The sequence below is a fragment of the Actinophytocola sp. genome (assembly GCF_050699915.1).
GTDB lineage: Bacteria > Actinomycetota > Actinomycetes > Mycobacteriales > Pseudonocardiaceae > Actinophytocola.
Window position 1 is genome coordinate 1 of record NZ_JBOHGA010000133.1, and the last position, 17,330, is coordinate 17,330.

Consider the following 17,330-nt stretch of genomic DNA (forward strand, 5'->3'; position numbering starts at 1 on the left):
GTCCAACCCGGCCGGCCGACTCTTTTCCGCTCAGTTGTTCCACTGCACGCCGTAGGCGAGTCCCTGGCGCGGTCCGGGGAATACCTCGTGGATTTCCCCGGCGGCGTCCGGCCGCAGCAGCTCGCCGCTGGACTCGCCGTCGTCCATGACACGCACGGGCGACTCGGTGACCCGCCACAACCGCCGCGGCACGTGTTTCGGGTCGAAGCGCAGCCGCATCTCGAACAGATCACACCGCCGGTGCGGGATGAAGACATAGTGCTGGCGCACCGGCTGTCCGTCCGGAATCTTCAGCCGCAGCGCGTACTCGTGTTCCTCGCCCGCGGCCAGGGTGGCGGGCAGCTCGACGGAGAACTCGAAGTGACTCTCCGAGCGGCGCTGCCGCCGCACGACCTTCCCGCCGTAGAGCATCGCCACGCCCAGGTCGTGCGTCGGGCGCTCGTCGGCCGGATGGCGCGGCAGGCTGAACTCGGTGTCCAGCTCGTCGACCCCGTCCCGGGTGGCGACGATCGTGCGGGTCTCGGTCACCTCGGGGGCGGGCCCGTCCAGCCGCACCAGCGCGGTGAACCGCCGCACGTACCAGCCTTCGCCGGGCTCCGGCGCCAGCGCGGGCAGCGCGCCCGCGGCCTCGGCGAGCTGTTCGCAGGCCAGGTCGGCACGCCGGCGGGCGGTCCGGGAGTCGCGCGCGAGCTTCCCGGCGAGCCAGTCCAGCCGCTCGCCGAGCTGCGGCCGGTCGGCCGACTCGTGCAGGCCGAGCTGGACGAGCAGCGCCAGGCGCAGGTCGTCCGGCAGCCGTTCGGCCAGCGAGCGCAGTGTCGTCGCGAGCCGGTCGCGGACGGTGGCCGGGCCGTCGTCGGAGCGGATGCCGCACAGCCGGCGCAGCGCCGGCCCCGCCCGCTGGGCGATGTTGGGCGCGTGGACGCCGCGGCCCTTGCGCAGCCGCTTGAGCTCCTCGGTGAGCATCGCGTGGTCGTCGGGCATCTGCCGTCCGTGCTTGAGGTGACTCCTGAAAGTAACTCGTTGAACGAGTAACAATAAAAGGGTGCAATCGTCGGAAACGCTGGACCCGCTGCCGGGTCTGGTCGGCTTCGCGGCCGCGCTGCGGGAGGCGGGCCTGCCCGCCGACGCCCACCGGGTGCAGGCGTACCTGGGCGCCGTGCGGGCCGTGAACGTGGCCGACCCGGACCAGCTGTACTGGGCGGGCCGGCTGACCCTGTGCGCCGAGCCGGACGACCTGCCCCGCTACGACGAGGCGTTCGCCGCCTGGTTCACCGCCGAGCAGCCGCGCCGGCGTCGGCCGACCGGCCCGCCGCGGCCGCGCCGAGCAATGATGGCCGCGCTGACCGACGTGTCCGCGGCCGGCACGCCGGGCGAGCGGGAGACCGAGGACCTGAAGGTCGCGGCGAGCGACACCGAGGTGCTGCGGCACCGGGACATCTCGGCACTGACCGCGGCGGAGCGCGAGCACCTGCGCGAGCTGATCGCAACGCTGCGGCTGGACCCGCCGCTGCGCCGCTCGATGCGGCTGCGGCCGATGCGGTCGGGCCGGCTGGACGTGCCCAAGGTCCTGCGCACCATGCGGGCCGCGGGCGGCGAACCGATCCGGCTGGCCTACCGCAACCGCTCGCGCCGGCCGCGACGGGTCGTGCTGCTGATCGACGTGTCCGGCTCGATGACTCCCTACGCCGACGCGCTGCTGCGGTTCGCGCACGCGGTGACTCGCGTGGCGCCCGCCACCACCGAGGTGTTCACCGCGGGCACGCGGCTGACCCGGCTGTCCCGTCAGCTGCGCGCCCGCGACCCGCAGGAGGCGCTGTCCGCGGCCTCGCGCGCGGTGCCCGACTTCGCCGGCGGCACCCGGCTGGGGGAGACGCTGCGGGCGTTCCTCGACCGGTGGGGCCAGCGGGGAATGGCCCGCCGCGCCGTGGTCGTTCTCTTCTCCGACGGCTGGGAGCGCGGCGACTCGACGTTGTTGGGCGAGCAGCTGGCCCGGCTGCGCCGGCTCGCGCACGCGGTGCTGTGGGTCAACCCGCACGCCGGCCGGGACGGCTACGAGCCGGTCCAGTCCGGCATCGCGGCCGCGCTGCCGCACCTGGACCTGCTGCTCGCCGGGCACAGCCTGGCTACGCTCGATGAACTGTTGATGGAGGTACGCCGTGCGTGACGTGCTGGACGAGCTGCTGCGCCGCTACTCCGCCGGCGAGCCGACCGCGCTCGGGACCGTGGTGGCGACGTTCTCCTCGGCGCCCCGCGCGCCCGGGGCCGCGATGCTGGTCGCACCGGACGGGACGGTGTCGGGCAGCGTCTCGGGCGGGTGCGTGGAGGGCGCGGTCTACGAGCAGGGCCAACAGGTCCTCGAGGACGGCGAGCCGGTCCTGGCGCGCTACGGCGTGAGCGACGACGACGCGTTCGCCGTGGGCCTGACCTGCGGCGGGATCATCGACATCTACACCGAGCGGATCACGCCGGCCGACTTCCCGGAGTTCGCGGAGCTGGCCAAGTCGATCGAGGGGGAGGAGCCGGTCGCGCTGGCCACGGTCGTCGCCCACCCCGAGCCGGGGCGGCTGGGCCGGCGCCTGGTGGTCTGGCCCGGGCGGACCGCCGGCGACCTGGGCACGGCCCGGATCAACGACGCGGTGGCCGACGACGCGCGCGGCATGCTGGCGAGCGGCCGGACCGGAACGCTGCACTACGGCGTCGAGGGCGAGCGGCGCGGCGAGGGCATGTCGGTGTTCGTGAGCTCGTTCGAGCCGCCGCCCCGGCTGCTGGTCTTCGGCGCGATCGACTTCGCCGCCGCGATGGCCCGGCTCGGCTCGTTCCTCGGCTACCGGGTGACGGTGTGCGACGCGCGGCCGGTGTTCGCGACGAAGAGCCGCTTCCCGCACGCCGACGAGGTCGTCGTCGACTGGCCGCACCGGTACCTGGCGGCCGAGGTGGAGGCGGGTCGGCTCGACGGGCGCACGGTGGTCGCGGTGCTGACCCACGACCCGAAGTTCGACGTGCCCGTGCTGGAGGTCGCCCTGCGCAGCGACGTCGGCTACGTGGGTGCGATGGGCTCGCGCCGCACGCACGAGGACCGCATGACGCGGCTGCGCGAGGCGGGCCTGTCGGCGGAGGAGCTGGCCCGGCTGGCGTCGCCGATCGGCCTGGACCTGGGCGCGCGCACCCCGGAGGAGACGGCGGTCTCGATCGCCGCGGAGATCATCTCGCTCCGCTGGGGCGGCGCGGGCAGCCGCCTGACCGAGGCGAGCGGCCGCATCCACCGCGAACCCTGACCCCGGCGGGCTAACCCACAGCGGGGATGTCGGCGAGTCGGTAGTACACCGGCAGCCCCCGCTCGGTCGCGATGGCCACGTCCTGGTCCGCGCCCGTCGACTCGCCTGGCAGTCGCAGGACCGCGTCGCAGTGCGCCAGCAGACGTTCCGCGGTCGGGTACATGATCCGCTTCGCGACCGGGTCGGTCACCGAGTCGCCGCCCGCGCCGCGCAGCACCGGCAGCGCCACCCACTCGCCGATCATCGGGAGGTGGCCGGCCCGGAAGATCGGCCACGCCGCCTCCTCCAGCCGGGCGAGGTTGCGCGCGAGGAGCTCGGGGTCGTCGCCGGTGCCGGAGCGGTACGGGCCGGCGACGAGAATCAGCAGCGGTTTCTGCATGACCAGACCATAACGTGCAAGACTGTGCAGAAACAAGGAGAAACGTGCATGCTTGCCGCTGAGCGTCGGGACCTGCTGCTCGCTCGTCTGGCGCGCGACGGGAAGGTCGTGGCCAAGGACGTGGCCGCCGAGCTGGGGCTCTCCGAGGACTCGGTCCGCCGCGACCTTCGCGACCTCGCCGCGGCCGGCCTGTGTCAGCGGGTCTACGGCGGCGCGCTGCCGGTCTCGCCGGCGATCGCGGACTACGCCACCCGCACGACGGTCCGCCCCGAGGGCAAGGCGGCGGTCGCGGCGCGTGCGGCGAGCCTTGTCCGGCCGGGCACCACGGTGATCCTCGACGGCGGCACGACGGCCCTCGCGCTGGCGAGAGCCTTGCCCGCGGACCTCGCCGCCACGGTCGTGACGCACAGCCCGACGGTCGCGGCCGCGCTGGTCGAGCACCCGGCCGTCGACGTGTTCGTCATCGGCGGTCGGCTGTTCAAGCACTCGGCGGTCACCTCGGGTGCGGCGGCGGCCGAGGCGGCGGAGCGGGTCAGCGCAGAGCAGTTCTTCCTCGGCGTCACCGGCGTGCACCCCGAGGCCGGCCTGACCACCGGCGACGCGGACGAGGCCGCCATGAAGCGGCTGCTCGCCCGGCGCGCGGCGGACACCTACGTGCTGGCGAGCGCGGAGAAGATCGGCGCCGCGTCACCGTTCGAGGTGCTCCCGCTCGCGGAGGTCGCCGGGATCATCACCGACGCCCCGGCCGACGACCCGACGGTCCAGCGGCTGGCTGACGTCATCCACGCCTAGGTGGGCGCGGGGGCCTCCAGCGCGCGAGGCGTCCGGGACGCGCGCATGCCGTCGACCGTCAGGATCACCAGGCCCAGCCACACGATCGCGAAGCCCAGCCAGCGCTCCGGCGGCATCAGCTCGTGGAACACGAGCACCCCGAACGCGAACTGCAGCACCGGCGCCAGATACTGCAGCAGCCCGATCATCGACAGCGGGATCCGCACCGCCGCGCCGCCGAACGCGAGCAGCGGCAGCGTCGACACCAGCCCGCCGGCGACCAGCAGCAGCGTGTGGCCCACGCCGAGCGACACGAACGACCCCGAGCCGGTCGCCTCCAGGAACGCGATGTACGCCAGCGCCGGCACGAGCGTGAACCCGGCCTCGATCCCGACCGACTCCACGGCCGGCACCCCGGCGAGCTTCTTCACCAGCCCGTACGTCGAGAAGCTGAACGCCAGCACCAGCGCCACCCACGGCACCTGCCCGTACCCGACGGCCAGCACCCCGACCGCGATCGCGCCCAGCCCGACCGCCAACCACTGCCCGACCCGCAGCCGCTCGCCCAGCAGCAGCACGCCCATCAGCACCGACACCAGCGGCCCGGTGAAGTACCCGAGCGCGGTCTCCACCACGCGCCCGTTGGTCACGCCCCAGATGTAGGCGCCCCAGTTGAACGAGATCAGCACCGCCGCGACCGCCAGCAGCCCGAGCCGGCGCCGCGAGGCGAGCACGGCCCGCACCGAGCCGAACCGGCCCGTCCACCACAGCACGAGCAGCACCACGGCCAGCGACCACACCATCCGGTGCGCCAGCGTCTCCAGCGCGCCGGACGCGCTCAGCAGCGTCCAGAACAGCGGGAACAGGCCCCACAGCCCGTACGCCGTGGCGCCGAGCAGTACGCCGCGCCGGTACTCGGGATAGGTGTCCGGGCGCGGGCGGGTCGCGGAGGAGACCACGCCACCGATCGTAAGCGAAGCGAACGACCTCAGGCCCGCACGTAGCGCAGGATCACATGCCCGCTGTCGAACGTGGTGACGTCGGTGCGCCGCAGCGACCGGAGGCCGAACTCGCCGCTGATCATCGGGATGCCGGTGCCGAGCATGATCGGGTACTGCTTCACGACCACCTCGTCGATCTCCTCGTACAGCGCACCCGCGAGCCGCGCGCCGCCGGCGAGGTAGATGCCGAGCCCCTCCTCGGCCTTGAGCTCGCGGACCCGTGCCACCGGGTCGCCGGCGACGATCTCCACCGCTGGATCGGGTGAGCTCAGGGTCGAGGACACGACGAGCTGGCGCAGGTGCGCGTACGGGCTGGGGACGCCGGCGTCGAGGGCCGGCTGGTAGGTCGTCCGGCCCTGGATCACCGTGTCGAAGTGCTTGTTCGGGGCGTCGGCGATGCCGAGGTGGGGCCGGATGTGCGACGGGAGCGTCTCCGGGAACTCCGTGCACAGGTGCCGCAGATAGCCCTCCGGAGTGGGGTAGATGTCGTACTCCCCGCGTGGCCCGGCGATGAACCCGTCGACCGACATGGCGATCAGGTACGTCAGCTTCCGCACGGCGCTCCTTCCAGTTTCGCGCACAGATCCACATTTTCACGCCTGGACTTGTCCCGTCGGATCATCGGGGGCAGGCTTCTACGGAGTGTGAGCGTGCTCACGCGATCTTCCCGAACCGACCAACCGAGGCCGTCTGTGTCGTATTGGAGGCCCCATGCGCATCACCGTGACCGTTGACGGAACCAAGTACACCGACGAGGTCGAGTCACGCCAACTGCTCGTGCACTATCTACGCGAACGACTCGGCAAGGTCGGCACCGTCGTGGGATGCGACACCAGCAACTGCGGTGCGTGCACCGTGCATCTCGACGGGCACAGCGTGAAGTCCTGCTCGGTCCTCGCGGTCCAGGCCGACGGCTGCGAGGTGACCACGATCGAGGGGCTCGCCCGGGACGGCCGGCTCCACCCGGTCCAGCAGGCGTTCCACGAGAACCACGCCCTGCAGTGCGGCTTCTGCACCCCGGGCATGATCATGCAGTCGATCGACCTGCTGGCCGACAACCCCGACCCCGACGAGAAGGCCGTGCGCGAGGGCCTCGAGGGCAACCTCTGCCGCTGCACGGGCTACCAGAACATCGTCCGCGCCGTGCGCGACGCGGCCGGCCACATGAAGGGCGGTGCCGGGCCAGAGGCGGAACGCGTCACCGGCGCGAACCAGCCGGTGGGAGGCGGGAACTGATGACCGCGACCATCGAACCCGAGGTCGGCAAGTCCCGCCGCCGCAAGGAGGACGCGCGACTGATCGCCGGCCGCACCCGGTGGACGGACAACCTGACGCTGCCCGGCCTGTTGCACATGGCGATCCTGCGCAGCCCCCACGCGCACGCCCGGATCACGAGCATCGACACGGCCGCCGCCAAGGAGATGCCCGGCGTGCTCGCCGTGTTCACCGGGCGCGACTTCGCCGACGAGCAGGGCAGCCTGCCCTGCGCGTGGCCGATCACCGAGGACATGAAGGCCCCGGCCGCGCCGGCCATCGCCGTCGACCAGGTCAACTTCGCGGGTGAGGCGGTCGCGATCGTCGTGGCCCGCAGCGCCTACGAGGCCGCCGACGCGCTCGAGGCGATCGACCCGGACTACGACGAGCTGCCCGTGGTGCTGGACATGGCGGCCGCGGTCGCCGACGGCGCCGACCTCGTGCACGAGGACCTGGGCACGAACTCCAGCGCCACCTGGGTCTTCGACTCCGCCGAGGCCGGCTCCGGCGGTGACGTCGAGCAGGCGATCTCCGGGGCCGAGGTGCTGATCGAGCGGACCTACCGCCAGCAGCGGCTGATCCCGGCGTTCATGGAGCCCCGCTCGGTGGTCGTCGACCCGACCGGCGATCAGTACACGATGTGGTCGGCCACCCAGATCCCGCACATCCTGCGGCTGATGCTCGCGATGACGCTGTCCGTCCCCGAGCACAAGGTCCGCGTGATCGCGCCGGACGTCGGCGGCGGGTTCGGCGGTAAGCTGCAGGTCACGCCGGAGGAGATCCTCGTCTTCCTGACCGCGCGGCGGGTCGGCAAGCCGGTGAAGTACACCGAGACGCGCAGCGAGAGCATCCTCGCGGCGCACCACGGCCGCGACCAGATCCAGAAGCTGACGATGTCGGCGAAGCGGGACGGCACGGTCACCGGCCTGAAGGTCGAGCTGCTCGCGGACATGGGCGCGTACCTGCGCCTGGTCTCGCCGGGCATCCCGATCCTCGGCGCGTTCATGTACAACGCGATCTACAAGTTCCCGGCCTACCGGTTCGTGTGCACCAACGTGTTCACGAACAAGACGCCGACCGACGCCTACCGCGGCGCGGGCCGCCCGGAGGCGACGTACGCGATCGAGCGGCTGATGGACGAGCTGGCCGTCGAGCTCGGCATGGACCCGATGGCGGTCCGGGAGAAGAACTGGATCAAGCACGAGGAGTTCCCGTTCACCACGGTCTGCGGCCTGGTGTACGACTCGGGCAACTACGAGGCCGCGACGGCGAAGGCCAAGGAGCTCTTCGGCTACGACGCGCTGCGCACCGAGCAGCGGGAGCGCCGCGAGCGCAACGACTCCGTGCAGCTGGGCATCGGCATCTCGACGTTCACCGAGATGTGCGGGCTCGCGCCGTCGCGGGTGCTCGGCTCGCTGTCCTACGGGGCGGGCGGCTGGGAGCACGCGGCGATCCGCATGCTGCCGACCGGCAAGGTCGAGGTCGTCACGGGTTCCTCGCCGCACGGCCAGGGCCACGAGACGGCGTGGAGCCAGATCGTGGCCGACCAGCTCGGCGTGCCGTTCGAGGACGTCGAGGTGCTCCACGGCGACACCCAGTCCTCGCACAAGGGCATGGACACCTACGGCTCGCGGTCGCTGACCGTCGGCGCCATGGCGGTCGTCCAGGCCGCGGACAAGGTGAAGGAGAAGGCCGCGAAGGTGGCCGCGCACATGCTCGAGGCCGGCGAGGGCGACGTCGAGTTCGCCGACGGCGTGTTCCGCGTGAAGGGCGCGGGAGCGGAGGCGAAGTCGGTGTCCATCCAGGACGTCGCGCTCGCCGTGTTCGCCGCGCACGACCTGCCGGACGGCGTCGAGCCGAACCTGGACTCCGAGGCCACGTTCGACCCGGAGAACTTCTCCTTCCCGCACGGCACGCACCTGTGCGCGACCGAGGTGGACACGGAGACCGGCCGGGTCACGATCCGCTCGTACGTCTGCGTCGACGACATCGGCAAGGTGATCAACCCGCTGATCGTCGAGGGTCAGGTGCACGGCGGGCTCGCGCAGGGCATCGCGCAGGCCCTGTTCGAGGAGGCGGTCCACGACGAGTCCGGCACGCTGACCACGGGCACGCTGGCCGACTACCTGGTGCCCTCGGCGGCCGACCTGCCGTCCTTCGTCACCGACCGGACGGAGAGCCCTTCCACCACGAACCGGCTGGGCGTCAAGGGTGTCGGCGAGGCCGGCACGATCGCCTCGACCCCGGCGGTGGTCAACGCGATCGTCGACGCGGTGCGCCACTTCGGCGTGTCCGACATCCAGATGCCGTGCACGCCGATGCGCGTGTGGCAGGCGATCCGCACCGGCCAGTCCGACGCGGGCGGGCTCGGCAGCGAGGCCGGCGGCGGCCTCGGTTCCATCGACACCTCCGGAGGTGCCCAGTGATCCCCGCCGCGTTCGACTACGTCGCACCGACCACTGTGGACGATGCGATCGCCGCGCTCGCCACCGCGGGCGAGGACGCGAAGGTGCTGGCCGGTGGGCAGAGCCTGCTGCCGGTGCTGCGGATGCGGCTCGCCACACCGCCCGTGCTGATCGACCTCGCCAAGGTGAGTGAGCTGCGCGGGGTCCGCGAGGACGGCGACGCCATCGTGATCGGCGCCATGACCACGCACTACGACGTGCTGCACGACGCGCTGGTCGCCGAGCACGCCGCATTGCTGGCCGAGACGACCGGCACCGTGGCCGACCCGCAGATCCGCCATCGCGGCACGTTCGGCGGCTCGCTCGCGCACGCCGACCCGGCGGCCGACCTGCCGGCGGCGGCGCTCGCGCTGGACTCGGAGATGGTGATCGCCGGTCCGGGTGGGCGCCGCACGGTCCCGGCCGCGGAGTTCTTCGTGGACCTCTTCACGACCGCGCTGGAGCCGAACGAGATCCTCTGCGAGATCCGGGTGCCCAAGCACACGGGCTGGCACGCGCACTACGAGAAGTTCAACCGGGTGGCCCAGGCGTGGCCGATCGTCGCGGTGGCGGCGACGCTGCGCGTCGACGGCGACTCGATCGCCGAGGCACGGGTCGGGCTCGCGAACATGGGCTCGACTCCCGTCCGGGCGACCGGCGTCGAGCAGGCCCTGGTCGGGCAGCCGGCCACGGCCGAGGCCATCAACGCGGCCGCCGAGCACGCGGCGGAGGGCACGAGCCCGACCGCCGACGGCAACGCCGACGCGGAGTACCGCCAGCACCTGGCCCGGGTCCTCACCGGCCGGGCGGTGTCGGCGGCTGTCGGCGCCTAGTCTGGACGAGTTCAATTCGAAACACTCCGGCTCGGAGCCTAGTCTTGGCCAAGCGCACCTGTTTCGAATTGGACTCGGTCCCACGGCCCCGGGTGACGGAGTCCCGTCGCCCGGGGCCGTTGACTTTCGCAAGGGAGGCGAAGAGTCGTGAAGCTCGAGCACTCTTTCACCGTGCCGGCCGACCTGGACACCGTGTGGGCGGCGGTGCTGGACCCCGAACGCGTCGCGCCCTGCATGCCGGGCGCGAGCCTCAGCGAGGTCGAGGGGGACTCGTTCAAGGGCACGGTGAAGGTCAAGGTCGGGCCGATCTCCTTGCAGTACAAGGGGTCCGGCGAGTTCCTGGAGAAGGACGAGGCGGCCCGCAAGGTCGTGATCAAGGCGGCGGGCAAGGACACCCGGGGCAACGGCACCGCGTCGGCCACGGTCACCGTGACGCTGCGCGCGGAGGGTGAGAAGACCGCCGGCTCGGTCGACACCGACCTGTCGATCACCGGCAAGCCGGCCCAGTTCGGCCGCGGGCTGATCTCGGAGGTGGGCGGCAAGATCCTGGACTCGTTCGCCACCTGCCTCGCCAGCAAGCTCGCCCCGGCGCAGGACGCCGAGCCGCCGCCGGCCGAGGCGCCGAAGTCCACGCCGAAGTCCACGCGGAAGGCGGCGAGCAAGGCCGCGGCGAAGGAGCCGAAGCTGGCCGTCGTGGAGTCCGGGCGAGCCGAGGCGGTCGCCGCCGGTGCCAACGCGGGACGCACGGTAGCGAGGACGGCCCCGCCGGTCACGCAGAGCGAACCGGCGAAGCCCAGGCTCGCGGCGGTCCAGCAGGAGCCGGAGGGGCAGCCGGAGTCCGAACCGATAGACCTGTTGGCCTACGCCGGACCGTCCGTCGTGAAGCGGGTGGTGCCGTTGGTCGCGGTGCTGGTGGTCCTGGTGGCGGTCATCCGACTGCTCCGCCGCCGCGGTTGACGACGATCGGCTCTTGAAACACGGACACGTGCCCCGAAAGAATGCGCGCGTGCGCCGTTGGTTGCCGATCCTGTGCGGAGTGTCAGTGCTCCTTGCCGGCTGCTCGGAGTCGTCGAGCGGCGGTATCACCATTCCCGAGCCCGAAACCCCGCCGACCCCGGACAAGCCCGCGTCGTCGGCGGCGCCCGCCGGCGCCTCGTTCTCCGTGCTCGCGACCGGCGACGTGCTGGTCCACCCGGCCCTCACCGAGCAGGCGACCAAGGACGGCGACGGCTCGCGCGACTACACCGACATGTTCGGCGGCGTCCGGGCCGCGGTCGAGCAGGCCGACCTCGCGATCTGCCATCTCGAGGTGCCGCTGGCCGACAAGAAGGGGCCCTTCTCGGGCTTCCCGACCTTCTCCGCGCCGCCCGAGGTCGCCACCGGCCTCGCCGCGACCGGCTACGACACGTGCTCCACGGCCTCGAACCACACGTTCGACCAGGGCGCCGAGGGCTCGGCGACCACCCTGAAGCAGCTGGACTCGGCCGGCATCGGGCACACCGGCTCGGCGCGCACGCAGAAGGAGTCGAACACGCCGCTGGTGAGCGACGTCGGCGGCGTGAAGGTCGGGCAGGTCTCCTACACGTTCGCGTACAACGTGGGCACCGAGCCGCCCGAGCCCTGGATGGGCAACCTGCTGGACGTCGACGAGATCCTGGCCGACGCCCGCGCCGCACGCGAGGCCGGCGCCCAGATCGTGATCGCGAGCCTGCACTGGGGCAACGAGGACCAGTCCGCGCCGACGCCGTTCCAGCGCCAGACCGCGCGCCGGCTGCTCGCCGACCCGGCGATCGACCTGATCGTCGGGCACCACGCGCACGTCGTGCAGCCCTTCGAGAAGATCAACAACAAGTGGGTCGCCTACGGGCTCGGCAACCAGATCGCCCGGCACGAGGACCCGCGCGGCACGACGGAGGAAGGCGTCATGGCCCGCTTCACGTTCAGCCGCGGAACCAACGGCTGGTTCGTCGAGAAGGCCGAGTACGTGCCGACGCTGGTGGACCTCGGCCCGCCGATCCGGCTGCGCAACCTGACCACCGACACCAGCGTCGAGCCGAAGCGGCGCGCGCAGGCGATCGTGCGCACCGACAAGGCGGTCCTCTCGTTGGGTGCCGCCGAGAACGGGCTCTCGCGACCCGGTGAGTAACGTCGTCCGCATGGAGAGTGTGCGTGCGGTGGCCGACTGGCCGGTGGACCACGCGGCCGCGGCGGTCGTGGGTTCCGGCGGCGCGGTGCTGGCCGCGGAGGGCCCGGGGACGCGGGAGTTCAGGCTGGCGTCGGTGACGAAGCTGCTGACCGCGTACGCGACGTTGATCGCGGTCGAGGAGGGCGCCGTCGAGTGGGACCACCCGGCCGGGCCGGAGGGGTCGACGGTGCGCCACCTGATCGCGCACACGTCCGGGCTGGCGTTCGACGAGCACAAGGCCGTGGCGCAGCCGGGCACCCGGCGGCTGTACTCGAACGCCGGGTTCGAGGTGCTGGCCGACACCGTGCACGAGGCGTCCGGCATCCCGTTCGCGGAGTACCTCACCGAGGCGGTGCTCGAGCCGCTCGGCATGACCTCCTCGCGGCTGGCCGGCACGGCCGGCGCCGGCGCGGTGTCCACGTGCGACGACCTGGTGCTGTTCGCGGCCGAGCTGCTGTCCCCGACGCTCGTCTCGCCGCAGACGCTGACCGAGGCGGTCACGGTGGCGTTCCCGGGCCTGGCCGGCGTGCTGCCGGGTTTCGGGTACCAGAAGGAGAACGACTGGGGGTTGGGGTTCGAGCTGCGTGACCACAAGAGTCCGCACTGGACGGGGAAGAACAGCTCGCCGCGCACGTTCGGCCACTTCGGACAGTCGGGCACGTTCCTGTGGGTGGACCCGGAGGCGCGGGTGGCCTGCGCGGCGCTGTCGGACCGCGCGTTCGGCCAGTGGGCGATGGACACGTGGCCGGCGTTCACCGACGCCGTGCTCGCGGAGGTGGCCTGATGTCCCACCGCATGGAACGTGACGAGTGGCTGGAGTTCGTCGGGCACGGGACGCGGACGGGCAAGCTCGCGGTCGTCCGCGCGGACGGCTCGCCGCACGTGGCCCCGGTGTGGTTCGTGATCGACACGGCGGACGGCGTCGACCGGCTGGTGTTCAACACGGGCGAGAACACGGTGAAGGGCAAGGCCTTGCGCCGCGACCCGCGGTTCGCGATGTGCGTGGACCTCGACGAGCCGCCGTTCTCGTACGTGATGTTCTACGCGACGGCGACGATCATCGACTCGCCTTCGGAGTCGCTGCCCTGGTCGGTCCGGATCGGCGCGCGGTACATGGGGGAGAAGCGCGGCGAGGAGTTCGGCCGCCGCAACGCCGTGCCCGGCGAGCTGCTGATCGTCGCCGAGATCACCAAGGTGGTCGCGGAGGCGAACATCGCCGACTGACGGTTGTCCACAGGGCTCTCCGCTGTGGTCCTGTTCGTCGGTGGGCGCCGGTATCGTGGATTTCGGGGGCCGGAGGCCAGCGGTGATCTTGGAAAGTTGACCTCTTGCAGGGGATTTGGCGCTTGGGGTTCGGGAGTGGAGGGTCCGACCCTTCGCTCCCGGGGGTCGGGGCCGTCTGCGGATTTTACGGGCTCCGACTCACGGTTCAAGGGCGGCCTTCGGCCGTCGGCTTCGCCGATTTCGCTTCGCTCAACCCTTGAGCCGCGAGCCTCCGTCGCCCTGCGGGCAGGAAACCGCGGGCAGGGCTGGCGCCCTGCCCGCAATCACCCGCCGACGGCCCCGACCCTTGTCGCTCGAGCTAGCGCGTTTGAGGTGAGCTTCTGGGGTGCTCTTGCTAGCCCGTGATTTCCGGGAGTGCGGGGCCTAGGAAGTCGTCGGCGTCGCGGATTGTGTACGCGTAGCCCTGTTCGGCCAGGAAGCGTTGCCGGTGCGCGGCGTAGTCGGTGTCCAACGTGTCCCGCGAGACCACCGAGTAGAAGTGCGCCTGCCGGCCGTCGTCCTTGGGTCGCAGCAGGCGGCCGAGCCGTTGCGCCTCCTCCTGCCGCGAGCCGAACGTGCCCGACACCTGCACGGCCACCGTCGCGTCGGGTAGGTCGATGGAGAAGTTGGCCACTTTGGACACCACGAGCGTGGGCAGCTCGCCGCGGCGGAACTCGTCGTAGAGCCGCTCGCGCTCGGCGTTGCGCGTCGAGCCCTGCACGATGGGCGCGTCGAGCGCGGCGCCCAGGTCCTCCAGCTGGTCCAGGTACGCGCCGATCACCAGGGCCGGCTCACCCGGATGGCGGTCGAGGATCTTGCGTACCACCGGCAGCTTCGTCTCCACCGTCGAGCACAGCCGGTACCGCTCCTCCGGCTCCGCGGTCGCGTACGCGAGACGCTCGTTGTCGGTCAGCGTCACTCGAACCTCGACGCACTCCGCCGGCGCGATCCAGCCCTGCGCCTCGATGTCGCGCCACGGCACGTCGTAGCGCTTCGGGCCGATCAGGCTGAACACATCGCCCTCGCGACCGTCCTCTCGGACCAGTGTCGCGGTCAGCCCCAGGCGCCGGCGGGACTGCAGGTCGGCCGTCATCCGGAAGACCGGCGCCGGCAGCAGGTGCACCTCGTCGTAGACGACCAGGCCCCAGTCGCGGGAGTCGAACAGCTCCAGGTGGCGGTACTCGCCCTTCGACTTGCGCGTCATCACCTGGTACGTGGCGATCGTGACCGGCCGGATCTCCTTGCGCTCGCCCGAGTACTCGCCGATCTCGTCCTCGGTCAGCGAGGTGCGGGCCACCAGCTCGCGCTTCCACTGCCGCCCGGCGACCGTGTTGGTCACGAGGATCAGCGTGGTCGCCTTCGCCTGGGCCATCGCGGCCGCGCCGACGAGCGTCTTGCCGGCGCCACACGGGAGCACGACCACACCGGACCCGCCGGCCCAGAACGTGTCGGCCGCCTGGCGCTGGTAGTCGCGCAGCTGCCAACCCTCCTCGTGCAACTCGATCGGGTGATGCTCGCCGTCGACGTACCCGGCGAAGTCCTCGGCCGGCCAGCCGACCTTCAGCAGGATCTGCTTGAGCCGGCCGCGCTCGCTGGGGTGCACGACGACGGTGTCATCGTCGATCCGCTCGCCGAGCATCGGCGCGATCTTCTTGTGCCGCAACACCTCTTCGAGCACCGCACGGTCGATTGTGGACATCGTGAGCCCGTGCGCGGGGTGGTTCTGCAGCTGCAGCCGGCCGAACCGGCCCATCGTGTCCACGATGTCGATCAGCAGCGGCTGCGGCACCGGGTAACGGGAGAACCGGGTGAGCGCGTCGACCACCTGCTCGGCGTCGTGCCCCGCGGCCCGCGCGTTCCACAGAGCCAACGGCGTCACTCGATAGGTGTGTATGTGCTCGGGCGCGCGTTCCAGCTCCGCGAACGGTGCCACGGCCATCCGCGCGTCGTTCGCGTTGGGATGGTCGACCTCGAGCAGAAGTGTCTTGTCGGACTGCACGATCAGCGGGCCATCGGTCACGTCTCGCGCTCCCCCTCGTCGGATTCGTCTAGATTGCCGGCATGACAATGCCGCCGCGCCGGCCCCGGCCTCACGGCCGACAGCCGGGCGGACACGGCGAGCAGCCGACACACCGGCTGCGACCGCTCTCCGGCCTGCAACGGTACGGCCAGCACCGGTCCTCTGCGCAACAACCACCGGGCCGCGCGCATTCCGGCCGGCACCAGCGGCCGCACGGCGGGACCGCCGTCGCCACCGGCATCGTCGCGGTGCTCGCGCTCGTCCTCGTCGGCGCCGGGCTGCTGGTGCTCACGAACGACGAGAACGAGCCCGCAGCCGGCGGATCGCCGACGGCGACCCGGACGCCGGCGTCCGAACCGGCGTCCGACCCGGCCACCCAGGACGGTGCGCCGAAGCCGGGCGCGGGCACCGACGCCGCGGTCGGCGAGTGCGTCGAGGTCGAGGACGTGAGCGTGACCGACACGGACGTCGCGACGGTCGACTGCGCCGACCCGCGCGCCGTCTACCGGGTCGGTCTCCGCGAGGAGGGCGGCGGCGCCGGTTGTCCGGGCCGCAACTACGTGTCCTACACCGAGGAGAGCGGCCTGCTGCTGTGCCTGACGCTCAACGCGCACCGGGGCGAGTGCTTCCACGAGGCCGCGCAGCTGGACACCCGCGTGCCCTGCGACTCACCGGACGCGAGCTACCGGGTGGGCGAGGTCTTCACCGACGTCGAGGACGCCGGCAGGTGCGGCGAAACCGACGCGCCCAACGCGCTCACCTATCCACGGCCGCCGCTCACGATCTGCCGGCTCGCCATCCGGTGAGGCCGGCGGTTTCGTTGATTTCGCTGAGTACTGCGATCGTGCGATGACGGACGGTGTTTGTTGGAACGGGAAATGACGGTTCCTCCACGGCCGTCGGTGGCACCGCGTACATTCTGATCCTCCGTACCGGACCCACTTTGCTGGCGCAGACCAGATCTCCGCGAGGTGTACATGAACACGCCCAACCCCCCGCCGCCCTCCGGCCCCTACGGCGGCCCGCCCCGCGGCCCGCAGGGCGGCCAGGGCCCGCAGGGCGGCCCCTACGGCCCACCCGGCGGCCCCTACGGCCCGCCGCCCGGCGGCGGCCGCCCGCCGCAGACGCCTCCCGGTGGCGGCCAGTACGGCCAGCAGCCGTACGGCCCGCCCGGCGGCCAGCCCCAGTACGGCGGCGGCCCGGGCGGTCCCGGTGGCCCGGGCGGGCAGTACGGCGGCCCCGGTGGTCAGTTCGGCGGCCCGCCGCCGCAAACCCCGCCCGGCGGCCAGCCCTTCGGCCAGGAGCCGGCTGAGGGCTTCGGGCCCACCCCGCCCGCGGCGCCGACGCCCAAGAAGCGCCCGTCCAAGGTCGTCCGGATCGTCGCCACCGCGGTGATCGCCCTGGTCGTCGCCGGCGTGGTCCTCTGGATGCAGCGGGACGCGCCGGCCAGCGCGAAGGCCGGCGACTGCATCAAGGTCAACGACGCCGCCAAGGCCGACATCGAACAGATCGACTGCGCCTCGAAGGAGGCGGTCTACAAGGTCGCCGTCACTAGGGACGACGTCGCGGCCAAGTGCCCCAACGACAACTACCTGGAGTACACCGAGACCGGCAGCGGCGATCTGAAGATCTGCCTGGTCCTCAACGCCAAGCAGGGCGACTGCTTCCAGGAGAACACGCAGGACCACACCCGGGTCGAGTGCACCTCGCCGAAGGCCAGCTTCCAGATCGCCAAGGTGGTCCAGGGCAGCGAGGACGCGAAGCAGTGCGGTGCGGAGAACGCCGCCGCCGCGCTCACCTATCCGGAACCGAAGATGACGCTGTGCCTCGCCGCGCCGAAGGCCGCGGCGAGCTAGCTCGCGGAGTGATCGAGGTGGCTCCCGCCCGGCGGTTTCGGGCGGGAGC

17 protein-coding genes are annotated in these 17,330 nt (G+C 72.0%); 12 read left to right on the forward strand and 5 right to left on the reverse strand.

Annotation, left to right across the window (positions count from 1 at the left end; all coding sequences use genetic code 11):
• Positions 1 to 30: 30 nt before the first annotated feature.
• Positions 31 to 981 carry a hypothetical protein gene (locus ACRDSK_RS21655; protein ID WP_431443047.1) on the reverse strand — a complete coding sequence of 317 codons (951 nt, stop codon included), beginning with the start codon at positions 979 to 981 and terminating at the stop codon, positions 31 to 33.
• Between the two features lie 61 nt (positions 982 to 1,042).
• Here ACRDSK_RS21655 and ACRDSK_RS21660 point away from each other — a divergent pair, with 61 nt between their 5' ends.
• Together ACRDSK_RS21660 and ACRDSK_RS21665 are read left to right on the forward strand one after the other, a co-directional pair.
• Positions 1,043 to 2,164, forward strand: a complete 1,122-nt coding sequence (locus ACRDSK_RS21660; RefSeq protein WP_431443048.1) for a vWA domain-containing protein — start codon at positions 1,043 to 1,045, stop codon at positions 2,162 to 2,164.
• On the forward strand, positions 2,157 to 3,275 hold the full coding sequence (locus ACRDSK_RS21665) for an XdhC family protein (protein ID WP_431443049.1): 1,119 nt from the start codon (positions 2,157 to 2,159) through the stop codon (positions 3,273 to 3,275). The genes ACRDSK_RS21660 and ACRDSK_RS21665 overlap by 8 nt, the downstream gene beginning before the upstream one ends.
• 10 nt (positions 3,276 to 3,285) lie before the next feature.
• On the opposite strand, the gene ACRDSK_RS21670 is transcribed toward ACRDSK_RS21665, so the two are convergent.
• Positions 3,286 to 3,654 carry a DUF4406 domain-containing protein gene (locus tag ACRDSK_RS21670; RefSeq protein ID WP_431443050.1) on the reverse strand — a complete coding sequence of 123 codons (369 nt, stop codon included), beginning with the start codon at positions 3,652 to 3,654 and terminating at the stop codon, positions 3,286 to 3,288.
• A gap of 48 nt (positions 3,655 to 3,702) precedes the next feature.
• On the opposite strand from ACRDSK_RS21670, the gene ACRDSK_RS21675 reads away from it, so the two are divergent.
• On the forward strand, positions 3,703 to 4,446 hold the full coding sequence (locus ACRDSK_RS21675) for a DeoR/GlpR family DNA-binding transcription regulator (RefSeq protein ID WP_431443051.1): 744 nt from the start codon (positions 3,703 to 3,705) through the stop codon (positions 4,444 to 4,446).
• On the opposite strand, the gene rarD is transcribed toward ACRDSK_RS21675, so the two are convergent.
• Complete coding sequence (gene rarD / locus ACRDSK_RS21680; RefSeq protein ID WP_431443052.1) at positions 4,443 to 5,384, reverse strand: EamA family transporter RarD; 942 nt, start codon at positions 5,382 to 5,384, stop codon at positions 4,443 to 4,445. The genes ACRDSK_RS21675 and rarD overlap by 4 nt on opposite strands.
• A gap of 29 nt (positions 5,385 to 5,413) precedes the next feature.
• Positions 5,414 to 5,983 (reverse strand): dihydrofolate reductase family protein, encoded by a 570-nt coding sequence (locus ACRDSK_RS21685; RefSeq protein ID WP_431443053.1) that lies wholly within the window; start codon positions 5,981 to 5,983, stop codon positions 5,414 to 5,416.
• Positions 5,984 to 6,137: 154 nt separating this feature from the next.
• On the opposite strand from ACRDSK_RS21685, the gene ACRDSK_RS21690 reads away from it, so the two are divergent.
• From ACRDSK_RS21690 to ACRDSK_RS21720, 7 genes are all read left to right on the forward strand, one after another.
• Positions 6,138 to 6,662, forward strand: coding sequence for a (2Fe-2S)-binding protein (locus tag ACRDSK_RS21690; protein WP_431443054.1), 525 nt, complete (start codon positions 6,138 to 6,140; stop codon positions 6,660 to 6,662).
• Entirely contained in the window at positions 6,662 to 9,106 is a 2,445-nt protein-coding gene (locus tag ACRDSK_RS21695; protein ID WP_431443055.1) for a xanthine dehydrogenase family protein molybdopterin-binding subunit, read from the forward strand. The genes ACRDSK_RS21690 and ACRDSK_RS21695 overlap by 1 nt, the downstream gene beginning before the upstream one ends.
• Positions 9,103 to 9,957: an FAD binding domain-containing protein gene (locus ACRDSK_RS21700; RefSeq protein ID WP_431443056.1), complete on the forward strand. Its 855-nt coding sequence runs from the start codon at positions 9,103 to 9,105 to the stop codon at positions 9,955 to 9,957. Before ACRDSK_RS21695 ends, ACRDSK_RS21700 begins: the two co-directional genes overlap by 4 nt.
• Before the next feature lie 147 nt (positions 9,958 to 10,104).
• On the forward strand, positions 10,105 to 10,914 hold the full coding sequence (locus ACRDSK_RS21705; RefSeq protein ID WP_431443057.1) for an SRPBCC family protein: 810 nt from the start codon (positions 10,105 to 10,107) through the stop codon (positions 10,912 to 10,914).
• Positions 10,915 to 10,993: 79 nt separating this feature from the next.
• Complete coding sequence (locus ACRDSK_RS21710) at positions 10,994 to 12,103, forward strand: CapA family protein (protein WP_431443058.1); 1,110 nt, start codon at positions 10,994 to 10,996, stop codon at positions 12,101 to 12,103.
• Between the two features lie 10 nt (positions 12,104 to 12,113).
• Positions 12,114 to 12,926, forward strand: a complete 813-nt coding sequence (locus ACRDSK_RS21715; protein ID WP_431443059.1) for a serine hydrolase domain-containing protein — start codon at positions 12,114 to 12,116, stop codon at positions 12,924 to 12,926.
• Positions 12,926 to 13,366, forward strand: coding sequence for a PPOX class F420-dependent oxidoreductase (locus ACRDSK_RS21720; protein ID WP_431443060.1), 441 nt, complete (start codon positions 12,926 to 12,928; stop codon positions 13,364 to 13,366). The genes ACRDSK_RS21715 and ACRDSK_RS21720 overlap by 1 nt, the downstream gene beginning before the upstream one ends.
• 394 nt (positions 13,367 to 13,760) lie before the next feature.
• Here the strand turns inward: ACRDSK_RS21720 and ACRDSK_RS21725 are convergent, their stop codons facing one another.
• Positions 13,761 to 15,425: a DNA repair helicase XPB gene (locus tag ACRDSK_RS21725; protein WP_431443061.1), complete on the reverse strand. Its 1,665-nt coding sequence runs from the start codon at positions 15,423 to 15,425 to the stop codon at positions 13,761 to 13,763.
• Positions 15,426 to 15,466: 41 nt separating this feature from the next.
• Here ACRDSK_RS21725 and ACRDSK_RS21730 point away from each other — a divergent pair, with 41 nt between their 5' ends.
• Entirely contained in the window at positions 15,467 to 16,231 is a 765-nt protein-coding gene (locus tag ACRDSK_RS21730) for an LppU/SCO3897 family protein (protein WP_431443062.1), read from the forward strand.
• A 171-nt stretch (positions 16,232 to 16,402) separates the two neighbouring features.
• Positions 16,403 to 17,281, forward strand: coding sequence for an LppU/SCO3897 family protein (locus tag ACRDSK_RS21735; RefSeq protein ID WP_431443063.1), 879 nt, complete (start codon positions 16,403 to 16,405; stop codon positions 17,279 to 17,281).
• The last annotated feature ends 49 nt before the right edge of the window (positions 17,282 to 17,330 follow it).